Source organism: Massilia oculi (assembly GCF_003143515.1).
GTDB classification, from domain to species: Bacteria; Pseudomonadota; Gammaproteobacteria; order Burkholderiales; family Burkholderiaceae_D; genus Telluria; species Telluria oculi.
This window is the reverse complement of the sequence record NZ_CP029343.1, coordinates 3,946,136-3,971,166: the sequence shown is the minus strand read 5'-3', so window position 1 is coordinate 3,971,166 and position 25,031 is coordinate 3,946,136. Positions and strand designations below refer to the sequence as shown.

The following is a 25,031-nucleotide window of genomic DNA, read 5'->3' as shown; positions in this document are numbered from 1 at the left end:
CCTGTACCGGCACGCAAGCTGTAGCTACCGATGTTAGTGTTTTGGAGCCGCCCGTCCAGCCCTGAGTCGGTAGTGGCGCGGAGCGCGGCAGCATAGCCTCACCAATTCGGAGCGGTCAGCTCCCGCACTTGCGCGTCACCGCTTCGCGCCAGTCTTTCGATCTGCACCGCTCGGACCTCGCTATGTCCGTCCGCCGGTACAGCCTTGAGCAGAGCGATCGCTTCGTCGAAACGGCCCAGCAACCGCAACAGCTCCCCTTGCTGGATCATGCTGCCCGGCTGTTGCGCGCCATCCCGCAGAATGTCCAGGATGACCTCCATGTTGGATCGCTCTGCGGCGGCTGGCCAGCTCGGCGCGTCGGGGACAGGGGACCCATCGGATCGGCTGCGGTAGCGGTCGTTCAAACCCCACCAGATGCGATTCCTGAGCCAAAGCAACCGGTCCCTGTCCACGCCCTTCGAGCGTGACAACACATACACCACGTCGTCGAAATTGACGCGGCCGACATGCTGCGCCTGTCCCCATGACTTCATGGCCTCGGTCCATTCTTCGTGAGCCTGAAGTTGCCTTCCCGGGTCGCCGCGCCATCGCAGCCAAGCCCTCGTCAACCGACGAATGGGTCTCGCCGCTTCGGGCATGATTCCGACATGCTCGATATCGTCCAGCCAGAAGAGCGCAGCGCACGCTTTACACTGGACCAAGGGTTCCTGCCGCCACCACATGCTTGGCGCGCCATCGGACCAGTCGCGCATGCCGAAGAAGTTGATAGTGCGAAGCCGCCGGCGAAGAAAGAAAGCATCACAGCTGGGGCATACGTGGACAGAGGGAGCAGAGTAGCTAGTCATGGCACTATCGTACCGCCACAATTGGGGCATGAGCAAAGACCAAGCACTGCCCCAGGGCGCATAGACAAAAACGTAGACGAAGCTGGGTTACACAGCGGTTACACAACCGAACGGACGCCGCGAAAAAGAAAAAAGGGTTACACGCCGAAGCCTGTAACCCTTTGATCTTACTACTAATTCTTGGTGCCGCTGACCGGAATCGAACTGGTGACCTTCGCATTACGAATGCGCTGCTCTACCGACTGAGCTACAGCGGCGAAACCTGTGCTTCGCCTTGCCTTTCGGCGCACGACGACGTAGCCGCCGTGACGAAAGAACCATATTCTAGCAAACAATGCGGCAAACTTGCTAGTGTGTATCGCTAGCGTGCCGCATTATCGGCCGAAAACAGGAAATTCAGGCGCCGTGATAGCCTGTGACGATCTCGACTTCTTCCTTCGAGCCCAGGAACACCGGCACGCGCTGGTGCAGCTTGGTCGGCGGGATGTCCAGGATGCGGCCCTTGCCGTCGGTGGCGGCGCCGCCGGCCTGCTCGACGATCATCGCCATCGGGTTGGCCTCGTACATCAGGCGCAGCTTGCCCGGCGAAGCGGGATCGCGCAGGTCGGCCGGATACATGAAGACGCCGCCGCGGTTCAGGATGCGGTGCACGTCGGCCACCATCGAGGCGATCCAGCGCATATTGAAATCCTTGCCGCGCGGGCCGGTCTCGCCCGCCAGCAGCTCGTCCACGTAGCGCTGCACCGGCGGATTCCAGTGGCGCTTGTTGGACATATTGATGGCGAACTCCTTCGTCGAGACCGGAATCTGCATGTCGCTCTGGGTCAGCACCCACGAACCCATCTCGCGGTCCAGCGTGAAGCAGTGCACGCCGTTGCCGGTGGTGAGCACCAGCATGGTCTGCGGGCCATAGACCGCATAGCCGGCCGCCACCTGGGCGGTGCCGGGCTGCAGGAAGTCCTGCTCGGTCGGCTGGTTCATGCCTTCCGGGGCCTTGAGCACCGAGAAGATGGTGCCGATCGAGACGTTGACGTCGATGTTCGACGAGCCGTCCAGCGGATCGAACAGCAGCAGGAACTCGCCCATCGGATAGCGGCTCGGGATCTGGCGGATGGTTTCCATCTCTTCGGACGCCATCGCCGCCAGGTGGCCGCCCCACTCGTTCGCCTCCAGCAGGATCTCGTTGGAGATCACGTCCAGCTTCTTCTGGACTTCGCCCTGGATGTTCTCGGTCTCGGCGCTGCCCAGCACTTCGCCCAGCGCGCCCTTGCTCACCGAATAGCTGATGCGCTTGCAGGCGCGGGCGACGACCTCGATCAGCAGGCGCAGCTCGGCGTTGATGTTCTGGTGCAGGCGCTGCTCTTCGACCAGGTATTGCGTCAGACTTACGCGTTTCATGACTTCCTCAGGTTTGGTTTAAATATTGTTATCAATTCGCGAGCGCTTTGCTCACCACTTCGCGCACGTCGTTGGACAGCTTGCCCTGCCCCGCCACCCGCTGCAGCGCGGCCTGCATCTGCTGCTGCAGCGCCGGCGCGTAACGGCGCCAGCGGTCCATGGCGCGCGCCAGGCGGCTGGCGACCTGCGGGTTGAGCGCGTCGAGCGCGATCACCTGCTCGGCCCAGAAAGCGTAGCCGCTGCCGTCCGGCGCATGGAACTGCACCGGATTGTTCATGCAGAAGGCCGCGACCAGGCTGCGCGCGCGGTTCGGGTTGCGCAGGGTGAAGGCGGGATGGCGCATCAGCGCGCGCACCGCCGCCACGTCGGTGGTCGGGGCCGTGGCCTGCATCATGAACCACTTGTCCACCACCAGTGCCTCGCCCTGGAACTCCTGGTAGAACACGTCCAGCGCGTCGGCCGCTTCCGGCACGCGCGATGCGATCAGCGCGCCCAGCGCGGCGGCGCGGTCGGTCATGTTGTCGGCCTTGTCGAACTGGCGCTGGGCCAGCGCCACGCTGTCTTCGTCGGGCGCCGCGTTCAGGTAGGACAGCGCCAGGTTCTTGAGCGCGCGCTTGCCGGCGGACGCCGCGTCCGGACTGTACGCTCCCGGCGTCAGGTTGGCCTGGTACTGCGCCAGCAGCTCGCCGCGCAGGCGCGCGCCGATGTCGGCGCGGATGAACTGGCGCGCGATGTGCACGGCCAGCGGGTCGACGCCGTCGATCTGCTCGGCCACCATGCCCTCGGAAGGCAGCAGCAGCGCCTGCTCGCGGAAGGCCGGGTCGAGGGTCTCGTCGGCCAGCACCTTGCGCATCGCCTCGATGAAAGTGTCGTCCAGATTCAGGCTGGCGCCGCTATTGCCCTTGGCCGCGGCCTCGCCGGTCAGCTTGAGCAGGCGGCTCATGGCCAGGCGCTGGCCCGCTTCCCAGCGGTTGACCGGGTCGCTGTCATGGCTGAACAGGTGCAGCAGGTCGGCATCGGTATAGCTGCCCTGCAGGATCACCGGCGCCGAGAAGCCGCGCAGCACCGACGCCACCGGCTGCTCCGTCACGTCGGTGAAGACGAAGGTCTGCTCGGCCTGGGTCAGCTCGAGCACCGCCGTCGTGCCGCGGTCGACGCCACCCTCTACCAGGCGCATGTCGTTGCCGGCGGCGTCCAGCAGGCCGACCGCGACCGGGATGTGGAACGGCAGCTTCTCCGGCTGGCCCGGCGTCGGCGGGCAGGACTGGATCAGCTTGAGCGTGTAGGTGTGGACGGCCTCGTCCCAGCGGCCCTCGAAACGCAGCACCGGGGTGCCGGCCTGGCTGTACCAGCGTTCGAACTGGGTCAGGTCGCGGCCGTTGGCGTCGGCCATCGCGCGCCGGAAATCGTCGCACTCGACCGCCTGCTCGTCATGGCGTTCGAAGTACAGGTCCATGCCCTTGCGGAAGCCGTCGACGCCGAACAGCGTCTGGTACATGCGCACCACTTCGGCGCCCTTCTCGTACACCGTCACCGTATAAAAATTATTGATCTCCACGAAGGAGTCGGGACGCACCGGGTGCGCCATCGGGCCGGCGTCCTCGGGGAACTGGTGCTGGCGCAGCGTGCGCACCTGGTCGATGCGGGTCACGGCGCGGCCGGTGTCGGTGCCGATCATGTCGGCCGTGAATTCCTGGTCGCGGAATACCGTCAGGCCTTCCTTCAGCGACAGCTGGAACCAGTCGCGGCAGGTCACGCGATTGCCGGTCCAGTTGTGGAAGTATTCGTGCGCCACCACCGCCTCGATGCCCTGGAAGTCGACGTCGGTCGCCACCCGCGGGTTGGCCAGCACGAACTTGGTGTTGAAGATATTGAGGCCCTTGTTTTCCATCGCGCCCATGTTGAAGTCGCTGGTGGCGACGATCATGAAGCGGTCCAGGTCGAGCTCGAGGCCGTATTTTTCCTCGTCCCAGCGGATGCTGTGCTTGAGCGACTGCATCGCATAATCGGTCTTGTCCAGGTTGCCTTCTTCGACCCACACCTGCAGCAGCGCGTCGCGGCCGTCCGCCAGGCGGAAGGTCTCTTCCTGGCACACCAGTCTGGCGGCCACCAGCGCGAACAGGTAAGAGGGCTTCTTGAACGGGTCTTCCCACAGCGCATAGTGACGCCCATCGTCGAGATCGCCTTCCTGGATCAGGTTGCCGTTCGACAGCAGCACCGGATAGCGCGCCTTGTCGGCGCGCAGCATCACGGTGTACTTGGCCATCACGTCCGGGCGGTCCGGGAAATAGGTGATGCGGCGGAAGCCTTCGGCCTCGCACTGGGTGAAGAAGTTGCCATTCGATACATACAAGCCGCTGAGCGTCGTGTTCTGCTCGGGCACGCAGACCGATTCGATCTCGAGCACCACGTCGTCCGGCGCCTCGTGGATGGTCAGCAGATTGTCGGCCAGCGTATAGTCGGCCCCGCCCAGGGTCTTGCCGTTGAGGCGCAGCGCCACCAGCTCGATCTCCTCGCCATGCAGCTCGATGGCCCGCCCGCTTGCCGCCGGGTTGCGGCGCAAGGTCAGACGGTTGGCCACGACCGTCCGCACGGGATCCAGGTCGAAGCCGAGCTCGACAGTATCCACAAGGTAACTTGGCGGGGTATAGTCTTTGCGGTAAATGGTCTGGGGCGTATCGGTGCGCATAGGAAGAGTCCAAGAACACAGTGGAGAAGTGCTTATTTTACCAACAAGCTTTTCCGGTGCTTCGTTCGATTCCATGTATCGCAGTGTATGCACGGTAACGGGGTGTAAAACCTGGTTCATTGATCCTGAACAAGCGGTAAGCTTGATCATCGGGGAAATTCCGCACAAATAATCTGGAGATTGTATGAAACGCCTCATCATGGTCGCCGCCGGCACGGCGCTCGCACTGCTCCTGGGCGGTTGCGCGACCACCATCCGCAGCGACGTCACGACCTTCCACCAATGGCCGGCCCAGATGGAAGACAAGAGTTATGTATTCGAGGTGCCGTCGCCGCAGGACGACACGCTGGAATGGCGCAGCTACCAGGAACTGGTGCGCGCCCAGCTGGCGCGCCAGGGCTTCCGCGACGCCGAGGGCGCCACGCCGGCGCTGACGGTGGCGATGCGCTTCACCACCACCGACCTGCCGGTGCGCGTGCTGGAGCCGATCATGACGCCGTATTTCTATCCGGGCGCACGCTACGGCTACGGCTACCGCGGCTTCCATCGCCGCTATTGGGGCGGCTGGTACAGCCCGTTCTACGATCCGTTCTGGGGTCCGTATCCGGCCTACCAGACCTCGATCGAGCACCACTACCGGCGCGAGCTGCAGGTCTCGATCAAGTCGGCGCGCGACGGCAAGCGCCTGTTCGACGTCACGGTGCACAACACCAGCCGCAATATGTCGACGCCGGAAATCATGCCGGCGCTGGTGCACAGCGCCTTCGAAGGGTTCCCGGGCCCGTCGGGCGTGGCGCGGCGGGTCGAGGTGAAGCAGGAACCGAAAGGCTGATCGCAGTCGATCGGGTTCACGAAGCCGGGCATTGCCCGGCTTTTTTCATGGGACCGCAGGAAGAAAAAAGACCCGTCACGCGCGCCGCATGACGGGTCAACGAGAGACAACGGGTCAGCGCACCATGCAAGGTTTCTTGCTATCGAACTTCCAGTTCGGAACCAGGTACTGCATCCCCACCGCATCGTCGCGCCCGCCCAGCCCCATCTGAGAATAGCGCTGGTGCGCGGCCTCCACCGCGTCCATATCGAGTTCCACGCCCAGCCCCGGCGCCGTCGGCACGGTGACCATGCCGTCCACGATGCGCAGCGGGTTGCGGGTCAGGTGCTGGCCGTCCTGCCAGATCCAGTGGGTGTCGATCGCCGTGATCTCGCCCGGCGCCGCCGCCGCGCAATGGGTGAACATCGCCAGCGAGACATCGAAGTGGTTGTTCGAATGCGAGCCCCAGGTCAGGCCCCAGGCTTCGCACATTTTCGCCACGCGCACCGTGTCCTGCATGGTCCAGAAATGCGGGTCGGCCAGCGGGATGTCCACGGCCCCCAGCTGCACCGCGTGCGCCAGCTGGCGCCAGTCGGTGGCGATCATATTGGTGGCGGTGCGCAGGCCGGTGGCGCGGCGGAATTCGGCCATCGTCTCGCGGCCCGAATATCCGCCTTCCGGCCCGCAGGGATCCTCGGCATAGGCCAGCACGCCCTTCATGTCGCGGCACAGCCGGATCGCGTCCTGCAGCAGCCAGCAACCGTTGGGATCGAGCGTGACGGCGGCCTGCGGGAAGGCTTCCTTGAGCGCGCGCGCCGCCTCGATTTCCTGTTCGCCGCGCAGCACGCCGCCCTTGAGCTTGAAGCTCTTGAAGCCGTAGCGCTTCTGGGCGGCGCGGGCCTGGGCCACGATGGCGTCGGTGTCCATGGCCGGCTCGTGGCGCAGGCGCAGCCATTCATCTTGCGCATCCGGCTCGCTGGCATAAGGAAGATCGGTGGCCTTGCGGTCGCCCACGTAGAACAGGTAGCCCAGCATCTCGACCTGGTCGCGCTGGCGGCCGTCGCCGAGCAGGTCGGCCACCGGCACGCCCATGAACTTGCCCAGCAGGTCGAGCAAGGCGCACTCGACGCCGGCCACCGCGTGGATCATCACGCGCAGGTCGAAGGTCTGCTGTCCGCGCCCCGCCGCATCGCGTCCGGCGAACGCCGTGCGCATCGAGCGCAGCACGCCGTTCCAGGCGCCGATCGGCTGGCCGACGACCAGCGCGCGCGCATCCTCGAGCGTCTGGCGGATGCTCTCCCCGCCCGGCACTTCGCCGACGCCTTGCTGGCCGCTGCTGTCGGTGAGGATCACCAGGTTACGGGTGAACCACGGCGCGTGGGCGCCGCTGAGGTTGAGCAGCATGCCGTCGCGGCCCGCGACCGGCACCACGCGCATCGCGGTGATCGTTGGCGTGCCGCCCTGCGTCGAAGATTCGATGGTCATCATTCTTCCCTAAGATATGTTACCGGTATCAAGATGGGACGATGATACCGGTATCTTGACGATGAAGTCAACGCACCGCAGGCGGTTTTTGACGGTTAACTGCTGCCGCGTTCGACGATGACGAAGCCGACGTCGCGCACCGGCGCCTCCACCGGCCGGCCTTCCGCGCGGTCGATGATCAGCTGTGCGGCGGTGGAACCGATGGCGGTGCCGTCGATGCGCACCGTGGTCAGGGGGGATGGAGGTCGCGCGAGAACGCCAGGTCGCCCAGGCCGACCACGGCCAGCTGCTCGGGCACCTTGATGCCCAGCGCCAGCGCTTCGAGCAGCACGCCCTGGGCCATCATGTCGGAGCTGCAGAACACGGCGTCGATGCCGGGATCGCGCGCCAGCAGCTCGCGCAGGCCCGCGCGGCCGCTGCCAAGCGACGTCGGCGCCGGCACGATGCAGGTCGGCACCGCCGCCCGGTCCGCGCCCAGCCCCGGCTGCAGCGCCAGCACGGTGTCGGCGAACTGGCGGTTGCGGCGCACCGCGCGTTCGTCGTCGGCGCTGATGGCGGCGATCCTGCGGCGTCCGCGCCCGTGCAGGTATTCGGCCACCGCCTTGCCGATCTGTTCGTGCGAAAAACCCACCAGCATGTCGATCGGGGTGTCGGTCAGGTCCCAGGTCTCGACCACCGGGATGCCGCTGGCCAGCAGGCGGCGCCGGCCCTGCTCCGAGCGCATGATCCCGGTCAGCACCACGCCGTCCGGACGACGGCCGATGATGGCCTCGAGCAGCGCGTCCTCGCGCGAGTTCTCGTAGCCGGCCTGGCCCAGCATCAGCTGGTAGCCGCGCGCGGCCAGGCCGTCGGTGAGCGCCTGCACCATCTCGAGGAAGACCGAGCCGCTGATGGTCGGCACCACGGCCGCCACCATGCGGCTCTTCTTGGAGGCCAGGCCGCCGGCCAGCAAATTCGGCACGTAGCCCACCCGGTCCACCACCTCGCGCACGCGCCGCAGGATCTCGGGCGAGACCGAATCGGGATTGTTCAGCGCGCGCGAGACGCTCATCGGGGCCACGCCGGCCAGGCGGGCGACGTCGCGCACGGTGGGCGTGGCGCCCTTGCGGCTCTTGCGGGCGGTAGCTGGTGCGTCCTTCGGGGCGGGGGGTTCCATGGCCGCGATTCTAGCACCGCACCATGCCCGGCCTGCTATCGGTATTTCTGCTGCATGCCATCGTAAAAGCGCTTCAGGGTATGGAAGGCTTTCTTCTTCTGGCCGGTGTCCGAGATCAGGCCCTTGCGGTTCCAGAAATCCTGGTATTGCGGATGCGGGCGGCGCGGCGAGCGGAAGTCGGCCAGGATCCACGGCGTCATGCCGCGCAGGCCGGGGATCGCGGTCAGCAGCTTGAACTGGTTCTGGTACAGGCGTTCCTGGTATTCCTCGGTCCAGCGGGTCGTGGCGTCGCCGTGATGGCCGCCCAGCGCATCGGCGCCGAACTCGCTGACGACCACCGGTTTGTTCACCTTGATGTCGAAACGGTAGTTCAGCATGTCCTCGGGATCGCTCCAGTACCAGCCGGCGTATTCGTTGAAGCTGGCCAGGTCCAGCTTGCCGGCCAGCGGATCCTCGACCACGACACGCTGGCCCTCGCGATGCACTTCGAGCGCCGCCGCCACCAGGCGCGTGTCGTCCAGGCCGCGCACGGCGTCGGACAGCCGGCCCATGAAGACGTTGCGCGGCTCGCCCACCGGCGTCTCGTTCCCGATCGACCAGACGATGACGCTGGCGCGGTTCTTGTCGCGCACCACCATGTCGGTCAGCTGGCGCTCGGCGTTGCGGTAGGTGTCGGGATTGGTCCACGAGATGGTCCAGTACACCGGCACCTCGGCCCACAGCAGCAGGCCCATCTCGTCGGCCAGGCGCGACATCCGTTCGCTGTGCGGATAGTGGGCCAGGCGCACGAAGTTGGCGTTGAGCTCGCGCGCCCACTGCAGCATCATGCGCATATCGCCCTCGCCGCGCAGGCGTCCCTGGGCCAGCGGGTTCTCGTCGTGCAGCGAGATCCCGCGCAAAAAGATCGGCTTCCCGTTGAGCAGGATGTCCTGGCCGCGGGTCTCGATGGTGCGCAAACCCACCCTGTCCTTCACCGTGTCCGACCCGGCCGCGATCTCGACGTCGTACAGGATCGGCGTTTCGGGCGACCAGTAGCGCAGCTTGCCGGCCGCGTGATCGATGTCGATATCGATGGCGGCGCGGCCGCTGGCGTCGGCCTGCACCGTGGTGCTGATGCCTGCCGCGGGAATCGTCACGCTGACGCTTTGCCGCGGCTGGTCGCCGGCCAGCTGGACGTAGCCCTGGATGCGCTTCAGGTCGCCCTTGGCCAGCTGCACCTTGTAGTCGGCGATATGGGTGGCGGGGACTTCGGCCAGCAGCACGTCGCGCGTGATGCCGCCATAGTTCCACCAGTCGGTGTTCACGGTCGGGATCTCGTCCTGGTGACGCATATTGTCGACCTTGACCACCACGACGTTGCGGCCTTTATTCAGCTTGCCGCTGACGTCGAACTGGAATGGCGTGAAGCCGCCCTTGTGCGTGCCCAGCTTCTTGCCGTTCAGGTAGACGTGGGACTCGTAGTTGACCGCGCCAAAGTAGAGGAAATAGCGTTTGTCCTCCTTCGGCTCGGCATTGAACACCCGCCGCATCCACACCGTGCCTTCATAGAACACCAGTTTCTCGTCCTGCGAATTCCAGTCGCCGGGAGTCCTGAGCGTGGGGGACAGGTCGAAGTTGTACTCGACCAGTTCGCCATTCTGCGGCGGGCCCAGGTCGTCATAGAAGCCGCCCTTGCCCGAGGGCGTCGCGTCGAACGGCTCGCGCCGGTAGTTGTAATAGCCCGTCTCGTAGGGGTCGACGATGTAGTTCCAGCGGCCGTTCAGGCTCAGATGCTGGCGGCCGTAGATATTCTGCAGCGGCGCGGACGCTTGCGTTTTTTCCGCGGCCGAGGCCGAGGCCGAGGCCGGGGCTGCCGGCGCTTGCGCCGTTGCGTTCAGATGCCAGGACAGGACCAGCGCCCACAGCGCCGCCCCCAATGCATTGCCAAAATGCTTCATGGTTGTCTCCCGCTCTGCGGCTGGCGCCGTCCGGTGTGGTTTTTTGGTTACCGGTATCTGGTGCTGGGTAATGTAGCGGGACAGTTTTATTGTGTCAATAAAATGCTGGGCGACGAAACCTCTGAAAATACAGGCCTAGAGCTGCGGCAGAATCTCGGCGCCCAGCTCGCGCAGGACGTCCTCCGCCGGCCGCGCACCCCGGTGCAGGTTGAACAGGATGTGGGCGACGCCGAGTTCGCGCATGCGTTGCAGATAGGCGGCCAATGCATGGCGGCCCGTGCGCAGGCCAAGCTCGATCGCATCGAGCGGCGCCGCCGGATCGTCCAGCAAGTCCAGCTGCACCGACTGGATGAAGGGCTTGCGCATCCCGGGCGAACGCTGGTCCTGCGCCATGTGCCAGAGCGCGATCCGGCCTTTTTGCCGGTCTTCCTCGCGGTGATAGCTGGCCCAGCCATCCGCATGTTCGGCGATCCACTGCAGCGACTGTCTCGCGCTGCCCACCGCGAGCATGGGGATGCGCGCCTGCGGCGGGGGCAGCACGCGGTATTGCTCCGGGTCCGCGACCGGCGCCGGCGCCAGCGCGGTGTGCAAGGCGCGCCAGTGCTCGCGAAAGGCCAGGTCGCGCGTCTCCAGGTCGGCCCCGAAACGGGAGAATTCCTCGGGACGGTCGCCCGAACCCAGGCCCAGCAGCAGGCGGCCGTGGCTGATCCGGTCCAGGGTCAGCGCCGCCTTGGCCACGTGCAGCGGATGGCGCAGCGGCAGCACGATGGCGCCGGTGGCAAGCACGATCCGCTCGGTCACCGCCGCCAGCGCGGCCAGCCACAGGAAGGGGTCGTCCAGCGCCGCGGTCTCGTTGGCGCTGCCCTGCGGGATCATCAGCGGCACGTCGCGGGTCCAGAGGGCGGCGAAGCCCAGCGCATCGGCCAGGCGCGCATGCGCTTGCGCCGATGCGAGATCGGCCAGGGCGCCGGACTGTCCCGCCAGGGGCGTCATCAGCCCGACCGTCAGGCGGCCGGGGACGAAGACTTGCCCGTATGCGCGGTTGAAGTCCTCCATGGGCTCAGGTGAAATACGCTTCCGAGCCAAAGGTGAGCGCCACCACCACCAGCATAGCCAGGACCAGCACGATCAGCAGGCGCCCGAACTTCGGCTCGCCGTCGCCCGACGGCTGCGCCGACGGCGGCAACTGCGGCAGCGGGTCGTCGTCGCGCGTGTCTCTCATGGCAGCAGCACCGTCGAACCGGTCGTGCGGCGCGCTTCCAGCGCGCGGTGCGCCTCGCCCGCCTCGGCCAGGGCAAAGGTCTGGCGCACCTCGACCTTGACCTTGCCGCTGCCGACCATCTCGAACAGCTCGGCCGTCATCGCCTCCTGCTCTTCCTGGTTACTCATGTAGTCGAACAGGGTCGGCCGGGTCAGGAACAGCGAGCCGCGCCTGGACAGCTCGGCTGGCGCGAACGGCTCGACCGCGCCGGAGGCGTTGCCGAAACTGACCATCAGGCCGCGCCGGCGCAGGCAGTCGAGCGAGGCGGTGAAGGTGTCCTTGCCCACCGAGTCGTACACCACGGGCACGCCCTCGCCCCCGGTGAGCTCGCGCACGCGCGCGACGATGTCCTCGTCGTTGTAGTCGATGACGTGGGCCGCGCCGTGGCGCAGCGCCAGCTCGCCCTTCTCCTTCGAGCCCACGGTGCCGATCAGGCGCACGCCGAGCGCGCGCGCCCACTGGCAGGCGATCAGGCCGACGCCGCCGGCCGCGGCGTGGAACAGGATCGTGTCGCCGGCCTTGACCGGATACGTCTGGCGCAGCAGGTATTGCACCGTCAGGCCCTGCAGCATCATGGCGGCCGCGGTCTCGAAGCCGATCGCGTCGGGCAGCCTGACCAGGAAGCGCGCCGGCATGGTGCGCACGCTGGCATAGGCGCCCAGCGGTCCGCCGGCATAGGCCACGCGGTCGCCCGGCTGCACGTGGGTCACGCCCTCGCCCACCGCCTCGACCACGCCCGCGCCTTCCTTGCCGAGAAAGCCGGGCAGCGGCTGCGGATACAGGCCGGTGCGGAAGTACACGTCGATGAAGTTCAGGCCGATCGCGTGCTGGACGATGCGCGCCTCGCCCGGTCCGGGCGCCGGCGCCTCGACGTCGACGTATTCCATCACTTCTGGGCCGCCGGTGGCGGCGATCCGGATCGCTTTGGCGAGCATGGCTACTCCCTTGTCAGGTGGGTCAGGCGGCGCTGCGCGCGCCCATCAGTTGCGACAGCACCAGGCGCGCGGTCGAGACATTGGTCGCGCACGGGATATTGTGCACGTCGCAGGCGCGCACCAGGGCGTTGATGTCGGGCTCGTGCGGCTGCGGCGTCATCGGGTCGCGCAGGAAGATCACGCAATCGATCAGGCCGTCGACCAGCAGGGAACCGATCTGCAGGTCGCCGCCGACCGGCCCCGAATGCTTGCGCTCGACGGAGAGGCCCAGCTCGTTGATCAGGCGCCCGCCGGTGGTGCCGGTGGCCGACAGGGCGCAGCCCTGCAGGAACGTGCGGTACTCGGCGGCGAGCGAGATCATGTCGTCCTTCTTCTTGTCGTGGGCGATCAGGGCGATGCGTGGGGCGGCGGTCGTGATGGTCATGTCGTGGGCGGCGGTTGGTGTGGTCGGGACGCTCATAAGAATACCGCATTCGACCACGCGGTCATATAAATCACGATGGCGCTGAAACGTTCTGAAAGCGATCAAGTGCGGCGCAAGACTGTGGCGGCGGCGCCGAAGTTCAGCGGCGCGACGGGCGCGATCGCGGCGATGCAGCACCGCGCGCGTGGTAAAGGAGTTGCACCGCTGGCGTCATCTCCAGGGCTCACCCGGCAACGGCGGCCTCGGCGTCGAGACGCATCCGGCCGCGCCCGCCGAACGGGGGCGAGGCGCGACCGGTCGAAACCATGCATCTCAACCAATATGGAGAATCGATCATGACCTCGAAGACTGAGCGCACGGGTCCACCGGGAGCGCCGCAATGAACCTGAGCGACGTCGAAGCACGCCTTGGCCGCGACCGCTTCCTGCTGCTGGCCCTGATCGTCGTATCGCTGCTGGCCAGCCTGTGCTGGGCTGGCCTGGTGCTGGGTGGACTGGTGCTCGGCGGCGCGCCCCTTGCCGCACCCGCGGCGGCCGGCGGCGCGGGCGCCGCGGGTGCGGCCGGCGCGGCCGGCGCGGCCATCGCGGCGCCCACCCTGGCCTACCAGGCCGGCCAGCTGGCCCTGGTGTTCCTGACCTGGGCCGGCCTGTGCACGGCCATGATGCTGCCGCTGGCCAGCCGCGCCACGGTGCTGTTCGCGCGCATCGCCGGGGAGCGCGCGGCCCAGCGGGCGCGCCTGCGCACCTGGCTGTTCGTGCTCGGCTACCTGGGCGCCTGGACCGGTTTCGCGCTGCTGGCCGCGATCGCCCAATGGACGCTGCACGAATCCGACCACGGCGGCGCCGTGCGCCACCCCCTGCTGCTCGGCCTGGCCATGGTGGCGGCCGGCGTCTACCAGTGGACACCCGCCAAGCATGCCTGCCTGGAGCACTGCCGGGCACCCCTGCCCGGCATCCTGGCCGGCTGGCGCGACGGCCTGCCCGGCGCGTTCTGGCGCGGCGCCGCCCACGCCCGCCAGTGCCTGGGCTGCTGCTGGCTGCTGATGCTCCTGCTGCTGGCCGCCGGCCCGGACAACGCGGCCGCGATCGCGGTCGTCGGCCTGTTCGTGGTGGCCGAGATCCGCCTCCTCAGCGGCCACTGGATCGCCTGCGCGGGCGGGCTGGCGCTGCTCGCCCTGGGGACCAGACTGTTGTTTCCATGACGGCGCCTCGAAAATGCAACGCGCAACAGGTTTTTCGATGTGCCCAGCGACGAATTTGCAAGGGGGGCCTATGCTAGAATATCGGCCACTCTTGCATACCGTCTAAGGAATTCTCGACATGGCTGGACACAGCAAATGGGCCAATATCAAGCATAAAAAAGCCGCTACCGACGCCAAGCGCGGCAAGATCTGGACGCGCCTGATCAAGGAGATCACCGTGGCCGCGCGCATGGGCGGGAGCGACATCGCTTCCAACCCGCGCTTGCGCCTGGCGGTCGAGAAGGCCGCGGACGCGAATATGCCGAAGGATAACGTCACCCGCGCGATCCAGCGCGGCTCGGGCGAGCTCGAAGGCGTCAACTATGAAGAAGTGCGCTACGAAGGCTATGGCATCGGCGGCGCGGCGATCATCGTCGACTGCCTGACCGACAACCGTGTCCGCACCGTGGCCGAAGTGCGCCATGCCTTCAGCAAGTTCGGCGGCAATATGGGCACCGAAGGCTCGGTCGCCTTCATGTTCAAGCACACCGGCCAGTTCCTGTTCGCGCCGGGCGTCGACGAGGACAAGCTGATGGAAGCCGCGCTCGAAGCCGGCGCCGACGACGTCATGGCCGACGAAGAGGGCGGCTTCGAAGTGCTGTGCGATCCGCACGCCTTCTCCGCCGTGAAAGAAGCACTGGAAGCAGCCGGCTTCAAGGCCGAAGTGGCCGAAGTCATCATGAAGCCCGCCACCGAGACCGTGTTCACGGGCGAGGACGCGGTCAAGATGCAGAAACTCCTCGATGCGCTGGAAAACCTGGACGACGTCCAGGAAGTCTTCACCAACGCCGTGATCGAAGAATAATTGGTAGCGAATATGAAAATCCTCGTAGTCGGCTCGGGCGGCCGCGAACACGCGCTGGCGTGGAAACTGGCCCAATCGGAACGCATCCAGACGGTCTTCGTCGCGCCCGGCAACGGCGGCACCGCGCTCGACGACCGCCTGGTGACGGTCGACGTGACCGAACCAGAGGCGCTGGCCGACTTCGTGGTGGCGGAGGGCGTGGCCCTGACCCTGGTCGGCCCGGAAGCGCCGCTGGCGGCCGGCATCGTCAACCTGTTCCGCTCGCGCGGCCTCAAGATCTTCGGCCCCACCCGCGAGGCGGCCCAGCTCGAGAGCTCGAAGGATTTCGCCAAGGCCTTCATGCACCGCCACGGCATCCCGACCGCCAGGTACGAGACATTCTCCGACGCCGCCGCGGCCCACGCCTACATCGACGCCAACGGCGCGCCGATCGTCATCAAGGCCGACGGCCTGGCGGCCGGCAAGGGCGTGGTGGTCGCGATGTCGCTGGAAGAAGCCCACGCTGCGGTCGACCACATGTTGTCCGATAACGCCTTCGGCGACGCCGGCGCCCGCATCGTGATCGAAGAATTCCTGGCCGGCGAGGAAGCCAGCTTCATCGTCATGTGCGACGGCAAGAACGTGCTGGCGCTGGCCACCAGCCAGGACCACAAGCGCCTGAAGGACAACGACCAGGGCCCGAACACGGGCGGCATGGGCGCCTACTCGCCGGCGCCGATCGTGACGCCGTCGATGCATGCGCGCGTGATGCGCGAGATCATCAACCCGACCATCCAGGGCATGGCGCGCGACGGCATCCCATTCACCGGCTTCCTGTACGCCGGCCTGATGATCGACGCCGACGGCAATCCACGCACGCTCGAGTTCAACTGCCGCATGGGCGACCCGGAAACCCAGCCGATCATGGCGCGCCTGAAGAGCGACTTCGCCACCGTGCTGGAACACGCCTGCAACGGCACCCTCGACACGGTCGAGCTGGAATGGGACCGCCGCACCGCCGTGGGCGTCGTGATGGCGGCCGCCGGCTATCCGGACAGTCCGCGCAAGGGCGACGTCATCGACGGCATCCCCGCCGAAGTACCGGAATGCGTCACCTTCCACGCCGGCACCAAACTAGTGGACGGCAAGCTGCAGACCAGCGGTGGGCGCGTGCTGTGCGTGGTGGGCCTGGGCGACAGCGTCAAGATGGCGCAGAAGCAGGCATATGAAGGCGTCGAGAAGATCCACTTCAATGGCGCGCAGTACCGGCGCGACATCGGCTGGCGCGGCGTGAAGTAAACGCCTGCAATAGCAGGCCCCAAGCCTTTCCCAACCAACGCCAGATGTAGACATTCGGTGGGCCGGTGTACAATCGGCCCACTTTTCATTCCAAGCCGGTCATTCTTCATGTCTTCCCCCAATCCCGCCGCCATCAAGGCCTGGCTGCTCGAGCTCCAGGCGCGCATCGTCCACGGTCTCGAACAGGTCGACGGCAAGCCGTTCCTGCGCGAGGAATGGCAGCGCCCCGAGGGCGGCGGCGGCATCTCGCGCCTGGTCGAGGAAGGCAACGTCCTCGAACGGGGCGGCGTGAATTTCTCGCATGTGCGCGGCGCCACGCTGCCGGCGTCGGCCACCGCCGTGCGTCCGGAACTGGCGGGCCGCGCCTGGGAAGCGATGGGCGTGTCGCTGGTGCTGCATCCGCGTAACCCCCATGCGCCGACGGTGCACATGAACGTGCGTTTCTTCGAGGCGACCGCGCCCGGCAAGGAGCCGGTCTGGTGGTTCGGCGGCGGCATGGACCTGACCCCGTACTACGGCGAAGTCGAAGACGCGCGCCACTTCCACCAGGTCTGCCACGACGCGCTGGCGCCGTTCGGCGACGGGTTGCATCCGCGCTTCAAGACCTGGTGCGACGATTACTTCTACCTGAAGCACCGCAAGGAACCGCGCGGCGTCGGCGGCATCTTCTTCGACGATTTCAACGAGCTCGGCTTCGAGCAATCGTACGCCATGGTGAGGACCGTCGGCGAGCGCTTCCTGGACGCCTACCTGCCGATCCTGGCGCGCCGCAAGGACCAGCCGTATGGCGAACGCGAGCGCGACTTCCAGGCCTACCGGCGCGGCCGCTACGTCGAGTTCAACCTGGTGTGGGACCGCGGCACCCTGTTCGGCCTGCAGTCGGGCGGACGGACCGAGGCGATCCTGATGTCGATGCCGCCGATCGTCAAATGGCGCTACGACTGGCATCCCGAACCCGGCAGCCCTGAAGCACGACTGTATTCCGACTTCCTGGTGCACCGGGACTGGCTGGCGCCGTGACCGGCACCAGGAGCGCGCCGGGACGCAACCGCTGCATCGCCGTCCTCGGCGGCAGCTTCGATCCGGTGCATCAGGGCCACGTCGCGCTGGCGCGGCTGTTCGCCGGCCTGTTGCGGCCGGACGCCTTGCGCATCCTGCCGGCCGGCCAGCCGTGGCAAAAGAACGGCCTCCAGGCCAGCGACCGCGACCGGGTCGCGATGCTGGAGCTGGCGTTCGAGGCCTTGAAGAGCCCGAGCCTGCCGGTCACGATCGACCTGCAGGAAATCGAACGGAACACGCCAACGTATACGGTCGAGACGCTGCGCGCGCTGCGCCAGGAACTTGGGCCGCGCACCTCGATCGTGTTCCTGATGGGCGCCGACCAGTTGCGCAAGCTCGATAGCTGGAACGAATGGCGCGAGCTGTTTGCCCTTGCCAACCTGGGCGTGGCGACGCGTCCCGGCTACGACCTGGCGCAGGAAGCATTGCCACCGATGGTGGCCCAAGAACTGTCGACGCGGCTTGCAACGCCCGACACCGTGCGCCTGCTGGCGCACGGAAAAGTCTGCCTTGCGCCGACGCTGGATGTGGACCTCTCGTCCAGCCAGCTCCGTGCGGCCTTGCAATCCGGCGCGGATGCAAGCGCGCTCGGGATGGCGCAAGTGCTAGACTATATTCAACAACATAACCTGTACAAAAACTAATGGATATCAAGAAACTGCAAACCCTCGTCGTCGACGCCCTGGAAGACGTGAAGGGCCAGGACATCGTCCTGTTCGACACGACCCACCTGACCAGCCTGTTCGACCGCATCGCCGTGGTCTCGGGTACGTCGAACCGCCAGACCAAGGCGCTGGCCGCATCGGTGCGCGACAAGGTCAAGGCGGCGGGCGGCGACGTGGTCGGCCTGGAAGGCGAAGACACCGGCGAATGGGTGCTGGTCGACCTGGGCGACATGATCGTCCACATCATGCAGCCGGCCATCCGCCAATACTACCGCCTCGAAGAAATCTGGGGCGAGAAGCCGGTCAAGCTGGGCGCCGCCAAGCGCAAGTCGACCGTCGAGGGCATCGAAGCCGACGCCGCCAAGCCGAAGTCGAAGCACCTCGCCGCCAACCAGGCGCAGGAAGAAGCCAAGCCGGTCAACGAACGCAAGCCGGCCGCCAAGCGCGCGACCAAGGCCGCCGCCGAGACCGCCGCCAAGCCTGCCGCCAGGAAGCCGGCCGCCAAGAAAGCCCCAGCCAAGGCAGTCCCGACCGGCAAGACCGTGAAGGTCGCGCCGAGCAAGACCGAAGTCGCCGCCGTCGAAGCGACCAAGGCCAAGCCACCGAAGCGCGTGAGCAAGACTGCCGCACCGAAGGCCGCCCCGGCCGCCGATGCGCCGGTCAAGAAGGTGATCCGCCGCATCAAGAAGGACGCTGAGTAAGGGTCTTCATGCAGTTGATCATTGCCGCGGTCGGCCACAAGATGCCGGCCTGGATCGAGTCCGGCTTCACCGAGTACACGAAGCGCATGCCGCCCGAGCTGCGCATCGTGCTCAAGGAAATCAAGCCGGTCGAGCGCTCCGGCAGCAAGACCGCCGCCACCGCGATGGCGCTCGAGCGCGAGCGCATCGAGGCCGCCCTGCCGAAGGGCGTGCGCATCGTCGCCCTGGACGAACGCGGCAAGGACCTGACCAGCGTCGGCCTCTCGCAACAACTGGAAACCTGGCAGCGCGACGGCCGCGACACCGCCTTCCTGATCGGCGGGGCCGATGGCCTCGATCCCGAACTGAAGGCGCGTGCCGAAGGACTGATCCGCATCTCCAGCATGACCCTGCCGCACGGAATCGTCCGGGTCATGCTGGCGGAACAGCTCTACCGCGCCTGGTCGATCACCCAGAACCACCCTTACCATCGGGTCTGAAGCGGCCAAGTATCGGTCAAGAACAAGCGATCAAGAACAGCGATGAAAAACCAGCACAATAAAATCTATCTCGCTTCCAAGAGCCCGCGCCGGCGCGAACTGCTGCGCCAGATCGGGGTCGACTTCGAACTGATGCTGCTGCGCAGCGACCCGGGCCGCGCGGTCGACGTCAGCGAGGACGTGCTGCCTGGCGAAGACGTCCACGATTACGTGGCGCGCGTGGCCCGCGCCAAGGGCGCCTTCGCCTTCAACCTGCTGTTGCAGCGGCGCCAGCCGCTGCGCCCGGTGCTGACGGCCGACACCACCGTCACGATCGACGGCGAGATCCTCGGCAAGCCGGCGGATAACCGAGAAGCGGTCGCCATGCTGGAGCGCCTGTCCGGGCGCACCCACCAGGTGCTGACCTCGGTGGCCGTGCACTCCCAGCACGTGGCCGAGCAAGTCACGCAAGTGTCGAACGTACGCTTCGCTACCCTCACCCCGGCCCGGATCAGGGCCTATTGCGCCACGCTGGAGCCCTACGACAAGGCCGGTGGCTACGGCATCCAGGGCCCGGCGGCGCTGTTCATCGAGCACATCGAGGGCAGCCATTCGGGCATCATGGGCTTGCCCCTGTTCGAGACCGCCAACCTGCTGCGCAAGGCGGGTTTGGCAATCTGATCGCCCGCTTCGGCCGCAGGGCCGGCGCGTGTATCATGTCACCCTGAACAATACGCACGGCAGGGTCCATGAACGAAGACATCCTCATCAACATCACACCGCAGGAAACGCGCGTCGCGCTGATCCTGCAGGGCGCGGTACAGGAGCTGCACATCGAGCGCACGCTCACGCGCGGGTTGGCGGGGAACGTCTATCTGGGCAAGGTGGTGCGCGTGCTGCCGGGAATGCAGTCGGCCTTCATCGACATCGGCCTGGAGCGCGCCGCCTTCCTGCACGTGGCCGACATCTGGGAAGCGCGCAGCCACGACGGTGGCAACGCCCCGCCCACCCCGATCGAAAAACTGCTGTTCGACGGCCAGGTGCTGACCGTGCAGGTCATCAAGGACCCGATCGGCACCAAGGGTGCGCGCCTTTCCACCCAGATCTCGATCGCCGGCCGCATGCTGGTGTATCTGCCGCAAGACCACCACATCGGCATCTCGCAGAAGATCGAGAAGGAAGCCGAGCGCGAACGCCTGCGCGCCCACCTGCAAAGCCTGCTGCCGGCCGAGGAAAAAGGCGGCTACATCGTGCGCACGATGGCCGAGGAAGCCTCGAGCGACGACATCGCCGCCGACGTCGACTACCTGCGCAAGACCTGGGGCGCCATCGTGCAAGGCGCGCGCACCCTGCCGCCCACCACCCTGCTGTACCAGGACCTGAGCCTGGCCCAGCGCGTGCTGCGCGATTTCGTGCACGACGAGACGGCCAGCATCCAGGTCGACTCGCGCGAGAACTTCCTCAAGCTGGCCGAATTCGCCCAGGTCTACACCCCGAGCGTGCTGTCGCGCATGGCGCACTACACCGGCGAGCGGCCGCTGTTCGACCTGTACGGCGTGGAAGAGGAAATCCTGCGCGCCCTGGGCCGGCGCGTGGACCTCAAGTCCGGCGGCTACCTGATCGTCGACCAGACCGAGGCGATGACGACCATCGACGTCAATACCGGCGGCTACGTCGGCGGACGCAATTTCGCCGACACGATCTTCAAGACCAACCTGGAGGCGGCGCACGCCATCGCGCGCCAGCTGCGCCTGCGCAACCTGGGCGGCATCATCATCCTCGACTTCATCGACATGGAGAACAACGAGCACCGCAACGCGGTGCTGGCCGAGCTCAAGAAAACCCTGGCGCGCGACCGCACCAAGGTCTCGGTGAGCGGCTTCTCGGCGCTGGGCCTGGTCGAGATGACGAGGAAGCGCACCCGCGAATCGCTGGCCCACATCCTGTGCGAGCCCTGCCCGGCCTGTTCGGGCAAGGGGCAGGTGAAAACCAGCCGCACGATCTGCTACGAGATCCTGCGCGAACTGCTGCGCGAAGCCAAGCAGTTCAACCCGCGCGAATTCCGCATCGTCGCCGGGCAGGAGGTGATCGATCTGTTCCTGGAAGAAGAATCGCAGCATCTCGCCATGCTGGGAGACTTCATCGGCAAGCGCATTTCGTTGCAGGTCGAAAAGGGTTATCACCAGGAGCAATACGACGTCATTCTCATGTGAGCGCAATGGAAGTTGTCGCCACACAATGCGATAGTTCTTCCCTATTTTTATAATAGCGACAATATATCGTTCAATCCGCGCTGTGTGTGTCATCCCACAGTTCGTTTCATCCTGGCTGGGCTATGTTGTTGAGGTTATTGATTAACCCCACAACCAACGAGGACCAGGATGACCAATTCCAAGCACACCAGCCCGGTAGACGGCGCCGGCTCGATCCTGAGCACCGTCTCCGGTCCGTCGGACGCCAATCCACCGAAAAGCCTGGGTGTCAGCAACCCGGTCGCCGACCGCCTGCTCGACAAGATTCCGTCCGAACAGGAACTGGCGGCCGACCGCCCCTACAACGCCACCAAGGCCAGCGAATACGGCGACGCCGCGCGCACGCCGACCGAGGGCGAGACCTTCCAGCCGTCCACCCATGCCGCCACCGGCAGCACCGCCAGCGAGATCATCGCCAACGACAAGGTCGGCGACGGCAATCCGCCGGAGGGCGAGAATCCGACGACGGACCCGCTCGACCGCGTGCGCGTCGATCCGGCCAAGCGTCACCTGACCACCAACCAGGGCGTGCCGGTGGCCGACAACCAGCATTCGCTCAAGGCCGGCCTGCGCGGCCCGACCCTGCTCGAAGACTTCATACTGCGCGAGAAGATCAGCCACTTCGACCACGAACGCATCCCCGAGCGCGTGGTGCATGCGCGCGGCTCGGCCGCCCATGGCTACTTCGAGGCCTATGACGACTTCAGCGAACTGACCCGCGCGGCGCCGTTCTCGAAGAAGGGCAAGCGCACCCCGGTATTCCTGCGCTTCTCGACCGTGGCCGGCGAGCGCGGCTCGACCGACACCGCACGCGACGTGCGCGGCTTCGCCGTCAAGTTCTACACCGAGGAAGGCAACTGGGACCTGGTGGGCAACAACATGCCCGTGTTCTTCATCCAGGACGCGATGAAGTTCCCCGACCTGGTGCACGCGGCCAAGCCGGAACCGCACCACGCGATGCCGCAGGCGGCCACCGCCCACGACACCTTCTGGGACTTCGCCTCGCTGTCGCCCGAGATCGCGCACATGCTGATGTGGACGATGTCCGACCGCGCCATCCCGCGCAGCTACCGCACCATGCAGGGCTTCGGCGTGCACACCTTCCGCCTGGTCAACGCCCAGGGCGAATCGCGCTTCGTCAAGTTCCACTGGACCCCGATGCAGGGCACCCATTCGCTGGTATGGGACGAAGCGGTGCGCATCTCGGGCGCCGATCCCGACTTCCACCGGCGCGACCTGTGGGAGGCGATCGAAGCCGGCAACTTCCCCGAATGGGAACTGGGCCTGCAGATCTTCACCGAAGAACAGGCCGCGGGCTTCCCGTTCGACGTGCTGGACCCGACCAAGATCGTGCCGGAAGAGCTGGTGCCGCTCACGCCGGTGGGCAAGATGGTCCTGGACCGCAACCCCGACAACTTCTTCGCCGAGACCGAGCAGGTGGCGTTCTGCACCTCGCACGTGGTGCCGGGCATCGACTTTTCCAACGACCCGCTGCTGCAAGGCCGTAACTTCTCCTACCAGGACACCCAGCTCACCCGCCTGGGCGGCCCGAACTTCCACGAGATTCCGATCAACTCGCCGATCGTCCAGATCCAGAACAACCAGCGCGACGGCTTCCACCGCCAGGCGATCAACCGCGGCCGCGTGAACTACGAACCGAATTCGCTCGGCGGCGGCGCTCCGTTCCAGGCCGAGAAAGCGGGCTTCACCAGCTTCCCGGAACGCATCGTCAGCGAAGACAAGGTACGCGGCAAGCCCGAGCTGTTCGCCGACCACTATTCGCAGGCGCGCCTGTTCTGGCAGAGCCAGACCCCGGCCGAGCAGAACCACATCGTCAACGCCTTCCGCTTCGAGCTGACCCGGGTGCAGACGCCGGCGGTGCGCATCCGCACGCTGGCACTGCTGGCCAACGTCGATGACACCCTGGTGGCGCGCGTGGCCGAGGGCCTGGGCCTGGAGGTGCCGGCACCGCTGCCGCTGGCGACCGATGCGCCGATCCCGAGCTATCCGCCGTCGCCGTCGCTGTCGTTGCTGAGCCGTCCGGGCCAGACCGGCATCAAGGGCCGCCGCGTCGCGGTCCTGATCGCCAGCGGCGTGGACGACAAGGCGGTCAAGAAACAGTACGCGAGCCTGCTCAAGGACGGCGCCGTGCCGCGCATGGTCGGCAATATGCTGGGCAAGGTGACGGCGCGCGATGGCGACCCGATCGACGTCGAGATCTCGGTCGAGGCCGGGCCGTCGGTGATGTACGACGCCGTGATCGTGCCGGACGGCGCGCCCGCGGTCGAGGCGCTGGCGAAGAATGCCCAGGTGCTGGAGTTCCTGCGCGAACAGTACCGCCACGGCAAGCCGATCCTGGCCTACGGTTCCGGTTCCGACCTGCTGGCGAAAGCCATGATCCCGCAGAAGCTGCCGGACGGTTCGGCCGATCCGGGACTGGTCATGGGCGACCCTGCCAATGCCGAAGCGGCGCTCGACGCCTTCAAGACCGCGCTGGCCGGCCATCGCGTGTTCGCGCGCGAGACCGATCCTCCCTCGGTCTGATCCCGGCCACGGTGGGAAAGAGTTAGTTTCCCACCCGCGCCGATCGTTATAATCGACCAGCGGCGCCGCGAAGTTCGCGGCGCCGTTTTCTTTGTCAATACGATTTTTCAACCAGCAGGAAAGTCTCCGATGTTCTGTTCACATTGCGGCGCGCAGATGGCGCCCGACGCCGCCTATTGCTCCGTGTGCGGCAAGGCCGCCGGCACGGCCCCGGTCAACCTGGACAAGCCTTCCGCGCCCGCGCCGCACGCGGAAGGCGACATTCCCGAAGGGGTGAAGGGCTGGAGCTGGGGCGCCTTCCTGCTCAACTGGATCTGGGCGATCGGCAACCGCAGCTGGATCGGCCTGCTGGCGATCGTTCCCTACGTCGGCTGGATCATGGCGTTCTGGCTCGGCTTCAAGGGCCGCGAGATGGCCTGGAAGAACAAGCAATGGGAGAGCCTGGAACATTTCAACCGGGTCCAGAGAAAGTGGTCGCAGTGGGGCATCGGCATCACGATCGCCGCCATCGTCCTTGGCGTGATCGCGGCCATGCTCGCGCCCGATGTGGAGGTGGACCGCACGGTCACCGTGCAGCGCAGCGAAGCGCCGGCGCGCGATGACGACGCCGCCGTCACCGCGCGCGGCATCGTCGACAGCAATGCCGACAACCTGCCGGCCTCGCTGTCGACCGTCGCCGGCCTGCTCGACCGCCGTACGAATGCCGACGGCAGCCGCGCCGTCACCCTGGGCGGCAGGGTCTTGTTCAGCGGCGAAGACGCCGGCTGGCAGTTCCCGCTGCGCAGCTTCGCGCTGTCTGGCGGCAAGGAGGCGATCCTGATGGCCAGCAGCGGCGGCCGCGGCGCCAGCTGCGACACCCTGTTTTTCTTCCTGCTGGCCGATGCGTCCGGGCTCAGGCCGACGCCGATGTTCGGCACCTGCGCCGCGCGCGGCAGCTACGTGCAGCGCGGCGACACGATCGAGCTCGAACTACCGGACGTCAACGGCGCCTCGACGTTCGTGCTCGAGGATGGCGTCGTGGCCAAGGATGGCCAGGTCGTGAGCATGACCGGCATGAACGATCCTTCGCGCTGAAGGGGCGGACGATC

21 protein-coding genes, 1 tRNA gene and 1 pseudogene are annotated in these 25,031 nt (G+C 66.5%); 12 read left to right on the top strand and 11 right to left on the bottom strand.

Translation table 11 applies throughout. From position 1 onward, the window contains the following. Positions 1-98: 98 nt before the first annotated feature. The 4 genes from DIR46_RS18015 to pepN form a co-directional block, all read right to left on the bottom strand. A complete protein-coding gene (locus DIR46_RS18015) occupies positions 99-752 on the bottom strand; it encodes a hypothetical protein (RefSeq protein WP_162819556.1) in 654 nt (217 codons plus the stop codon). A 274-nt stretch (positions 753-1,026) separates the two neighbouring features. Continuing rightward, positions 1,027-1,102 (bottom strand) — tRNA-Thr (locus DIR46_RS18010). A gap of 139 nt (positions 1,103-1,241) precedes the next feature. After that, the gene (locus tag DIR46_RS18005; protein WP_109346466.1) at positions 1,242-2,243 is read right to left on the bottom strand and encodes a class 1 fructose-bisphosphatase; all 1,002 of its coding nucleotides are present in this window, start codon (positions 2,241-2,243) and stop codon (positions 1,242-1,244) included. A gap of 31 nt (positions 2,244-2,274) precedes the next feature. Beyond that, positions 2,275-4,932 (bottom strand): aminopeptidase N, encoded by a 2,658-nt coding sequence (gene pepN / locus DIR46_RS18000; protein WP_109346465.1) that lies wholly within the window; start codon positions 4,930-4,932, stop codon positions 2,275-2,277. Between the two features lie 184 nt (positions 4,933-5,116). Between pepN and DIR46_RS17995 the strand changes: the two genes are divergently transcribed. Further along, positions 5,117-5,764 carry a DUF4136 domain-containing protein gene (locus DIR46_RS17995; RefSeq protein ID WP_109346464.1) on the top strand — a complete coding sequence of 216 codons (648 nt, stop codon included), beginning with the start codon at positions 5,117-5,119 and terminating at the stop codon, positions 5,762-5,764. 114 nt (positions 5,765-5,878) lie between these two features. Here the strand turns inward: DIR46_RS17995 and DIR46_RS17990 are convergent, their stop codons facing one another. The 7 genes and pseudogenes from DIR46_RS17990 to DIR46_RS17965 all read right to left on the bottom strand — a co-directional run bounded on the left by DIR46_RS17990 (position 5,879) and on the right by DIR46_RS17965 (position 12,977). Next, positions 5,879-7,231, bottom strand: a complete 1,353-nt coding sequence (locus DIR46_RS17990) for an enolase C-terminal domain-like protein (protein ID WP_109346463.1) — start codon at positions 7,229-7,231, stop codon at positions 5,879-5,881. 92 nt (positions 7,232-7,323) lie between these two features. Further along, positions 7,324-8,384 (bottom strand): annotated as a pseudogene (locus tag DIR46_RS17985) (LacI family DNA-binding transcriptional regulator). 35 nt (positions 8,385-8,419) lie between these two features. After that, positions 8,420-10,321 (bottom strand): glycoside hydrolase family 2 protein, encoded by a 1,902-nt coding sequence (locus DIR46_RS17980; RefSeq protein WP_109346462.1) that lies wholly within the window; start codon positions 10,319-10,321, stop codon positions 8,420-8,422. 135 nt (positions 10,322-10,456) lie between these two features. After that, positions 10,457-11,377 (bottom strand): TIGR03571 family LLM class oxidoreductase, encoded by a 921-nt coding sequence (locus tag DIR46_RS17975; RefSeq protein WP_109346461.1) that lies wholly within the window; start codon positions 11,375-11,377, stop codon positions 10,457-10,459. Between the two features lie 4 nt (positions 11,378-11,381). Next, positions 11,382-11,543, bottom strand: coding sequence for a hypothetical protein (locus DIR46_RS26970; RefSeq protein ID WP_205288998.1), 162 nt, complete (start codon positions 11,541-11,543; stop codon positions 11,382-11,384). Beyond that, positions 11,540-12,517, bottom strand: coding sequence for a quinone oxidoreductase family protein (locus DIR46_RS17970; protein ID WP_109346460.1), 978 nt, complete (start codon positions 12,515-12,517; stop codon positions 11,540-11,542). Before DIR46_RS17970 ends, DIR46_RS26970 begins: the two co-directional genes overlap by 4 nt. Positions 12,518-12,539: 22 nt before the next feature. Next, positions 12,540-12,977 carry a methylglyoxal synthase gene (locus DIR46_RS17965; RefSeq protein ID WP_229446295.1) on the bottom strand — a complete coding sequence of 146 codons (438 nt, stop codon included), beginning with the start codon at positions 12,975-12,977 and terminating at the stop codon, positions 12,540-12,542. Between the two features lie 343 nt (positions 12,978-13,320). Here DIR46_RS17965 and DIR46_RS17955 point away from each other — a divergent pair, with 343 nt between their 5' ends. From DIR46_RS17955 to DIR46_RS17905, 11 genes are all read left to right on the top strand, one after another. Beyond that, positions 13,321-14,142 (top strand): DUF2182 domain-containing protein, encoded by an 822-nt coding sequence (locus DIR46_RS17955; RefSeq protein WP_162819555.1) that lies wholly within the window; start codon positions 13,321-13,323, stop codon positions 14,140-14,142. Between the two features lie 118 nt (positions 14,143-14,260). After that, entirely contained in the window at positions 14,261-14,986 is a 726-nt protein-coding gene (locus DIR46_RS17950; RefSeq protein WP_005665525.1) for a YebC/PmpR family DNA-binding transcriptional regulator, read from the top strand. A gap of 12 nt (positions 14,987-14,998) precedes the next feature. Further along, a complete protein-coding gene (gene purD, locus DIR46_RS17945) occupies positions 14,999-16,264 on the top strand; it encodes a phosphoribosylamine--glycine ligase (protein WP_109346457.1) in 1,266 nt (421 codons plus the stop codon). Between the two features lie 108 nt (positions 16,265-16,372). Next, entirely contained in the window at positions 16,373-17,284 is a 912-nt protein-coding gene (hemF, locus tag DIR46_RS17940) for an oxygen-dependent coproporphyrinogen oxidase (RefSeq protein ID WP_109346456.1), read from the top strand. Further along, positions 17,281-17,967 carry a nicotinate-nucleotide adenylyltransferase gene (locus tag DIR46_RS17935; protein WP_109346455.1) on the top strand — a complete coding sequence of 229 codons (687 nt, stop codon included), beginning with the start codon at positions 17,281-17,283 and terminating at the stop codon, positions 17,965-17,967. The genes hemF and DIR46_RS17935 overlap by 4 nt, the downstream gene beginning before the upstream one ends. Beyond that, positions 17,967-18,689 carry a ribosome silencing factor gene (rsfS, locus tag DIR46_RS17930; protein WP_109346454.1) on the top strand — a complete coding sequence of 241 codons (723 nt, stop codon included), beginning with the start codon at positions 17,967-17,969 and terminating at the stop codon, positions 18,687-18,689. The genes DIR46_RS17935 and rsfS overlap by 1 nt, the downstream gene beginning before the upstream one ends. 8 nt (positions 18,690-18,697) lie before the next feature. Beyond that, positions 18,698-19,168 (top strand): 23S rRNA (pseudouridine(1915)-N(3))-methyltransferase RlmH, encoded by a 471-nt coding sequence (rlmH, locus tag DIR46_RS17925; protein ID WP_109346453.1) that lies wholly within the window; start codon positions 18,698-18,700, stop codon positions 19,166-19,168. Between the two features lie 42 nt (positions 19,169-19,210). After that, positions 19,211-19,828: a Maf family protein gene (locus DIR46_RS17920; protein ID WP_109346452.1), complete on the top strand. Its 618-nt coding sequence runs from the start codon at positions 19,211-19,213 to the stop codon at positions 19,826-19,828. A 68-nt stretch (positions 19,829-19,896) separates the two neighbouring features. After that, on the top strand, positions 19,897-21,360 hold the full coding sequence (gene rng, locus DIR46_RS17915) for a ribonuclease G (protein ID WP_109346451.1): 1,464 nt from the start codon (positions 19,897-19,899) through the stop codon (positions 21,358-21,360). A 168-nt stretch (positions 21,361-21,528) separates the two neighbouring features. Then, positions 21,529-23,943 (top strand): catalase, encoded by a 2,415-nt coding sequence (locus tag DIR46_RS17910; RefSeq protein ID WP_109346450.1) that lies wholly within the window; start codon positions 21,529-21,531, stop codon positions 23,941-23,943. 129 nt (positions 23,944-24,072) lie between these two features. Next, positions 24,073-25,017 carry a zinc ribbon domain-containing protein gene (locus DIR46_RS17905; protein ID WP_109346449.1) on the top strand — a complete coding sequence of 315 codons (945 nt, stop codon included), beginning with the start codon at positions 24,073-24,075 and terminating at the stop codon, positions 25,015-25,017. Positions 25,018-25,031: the final 14 nt, after the last annotated feature.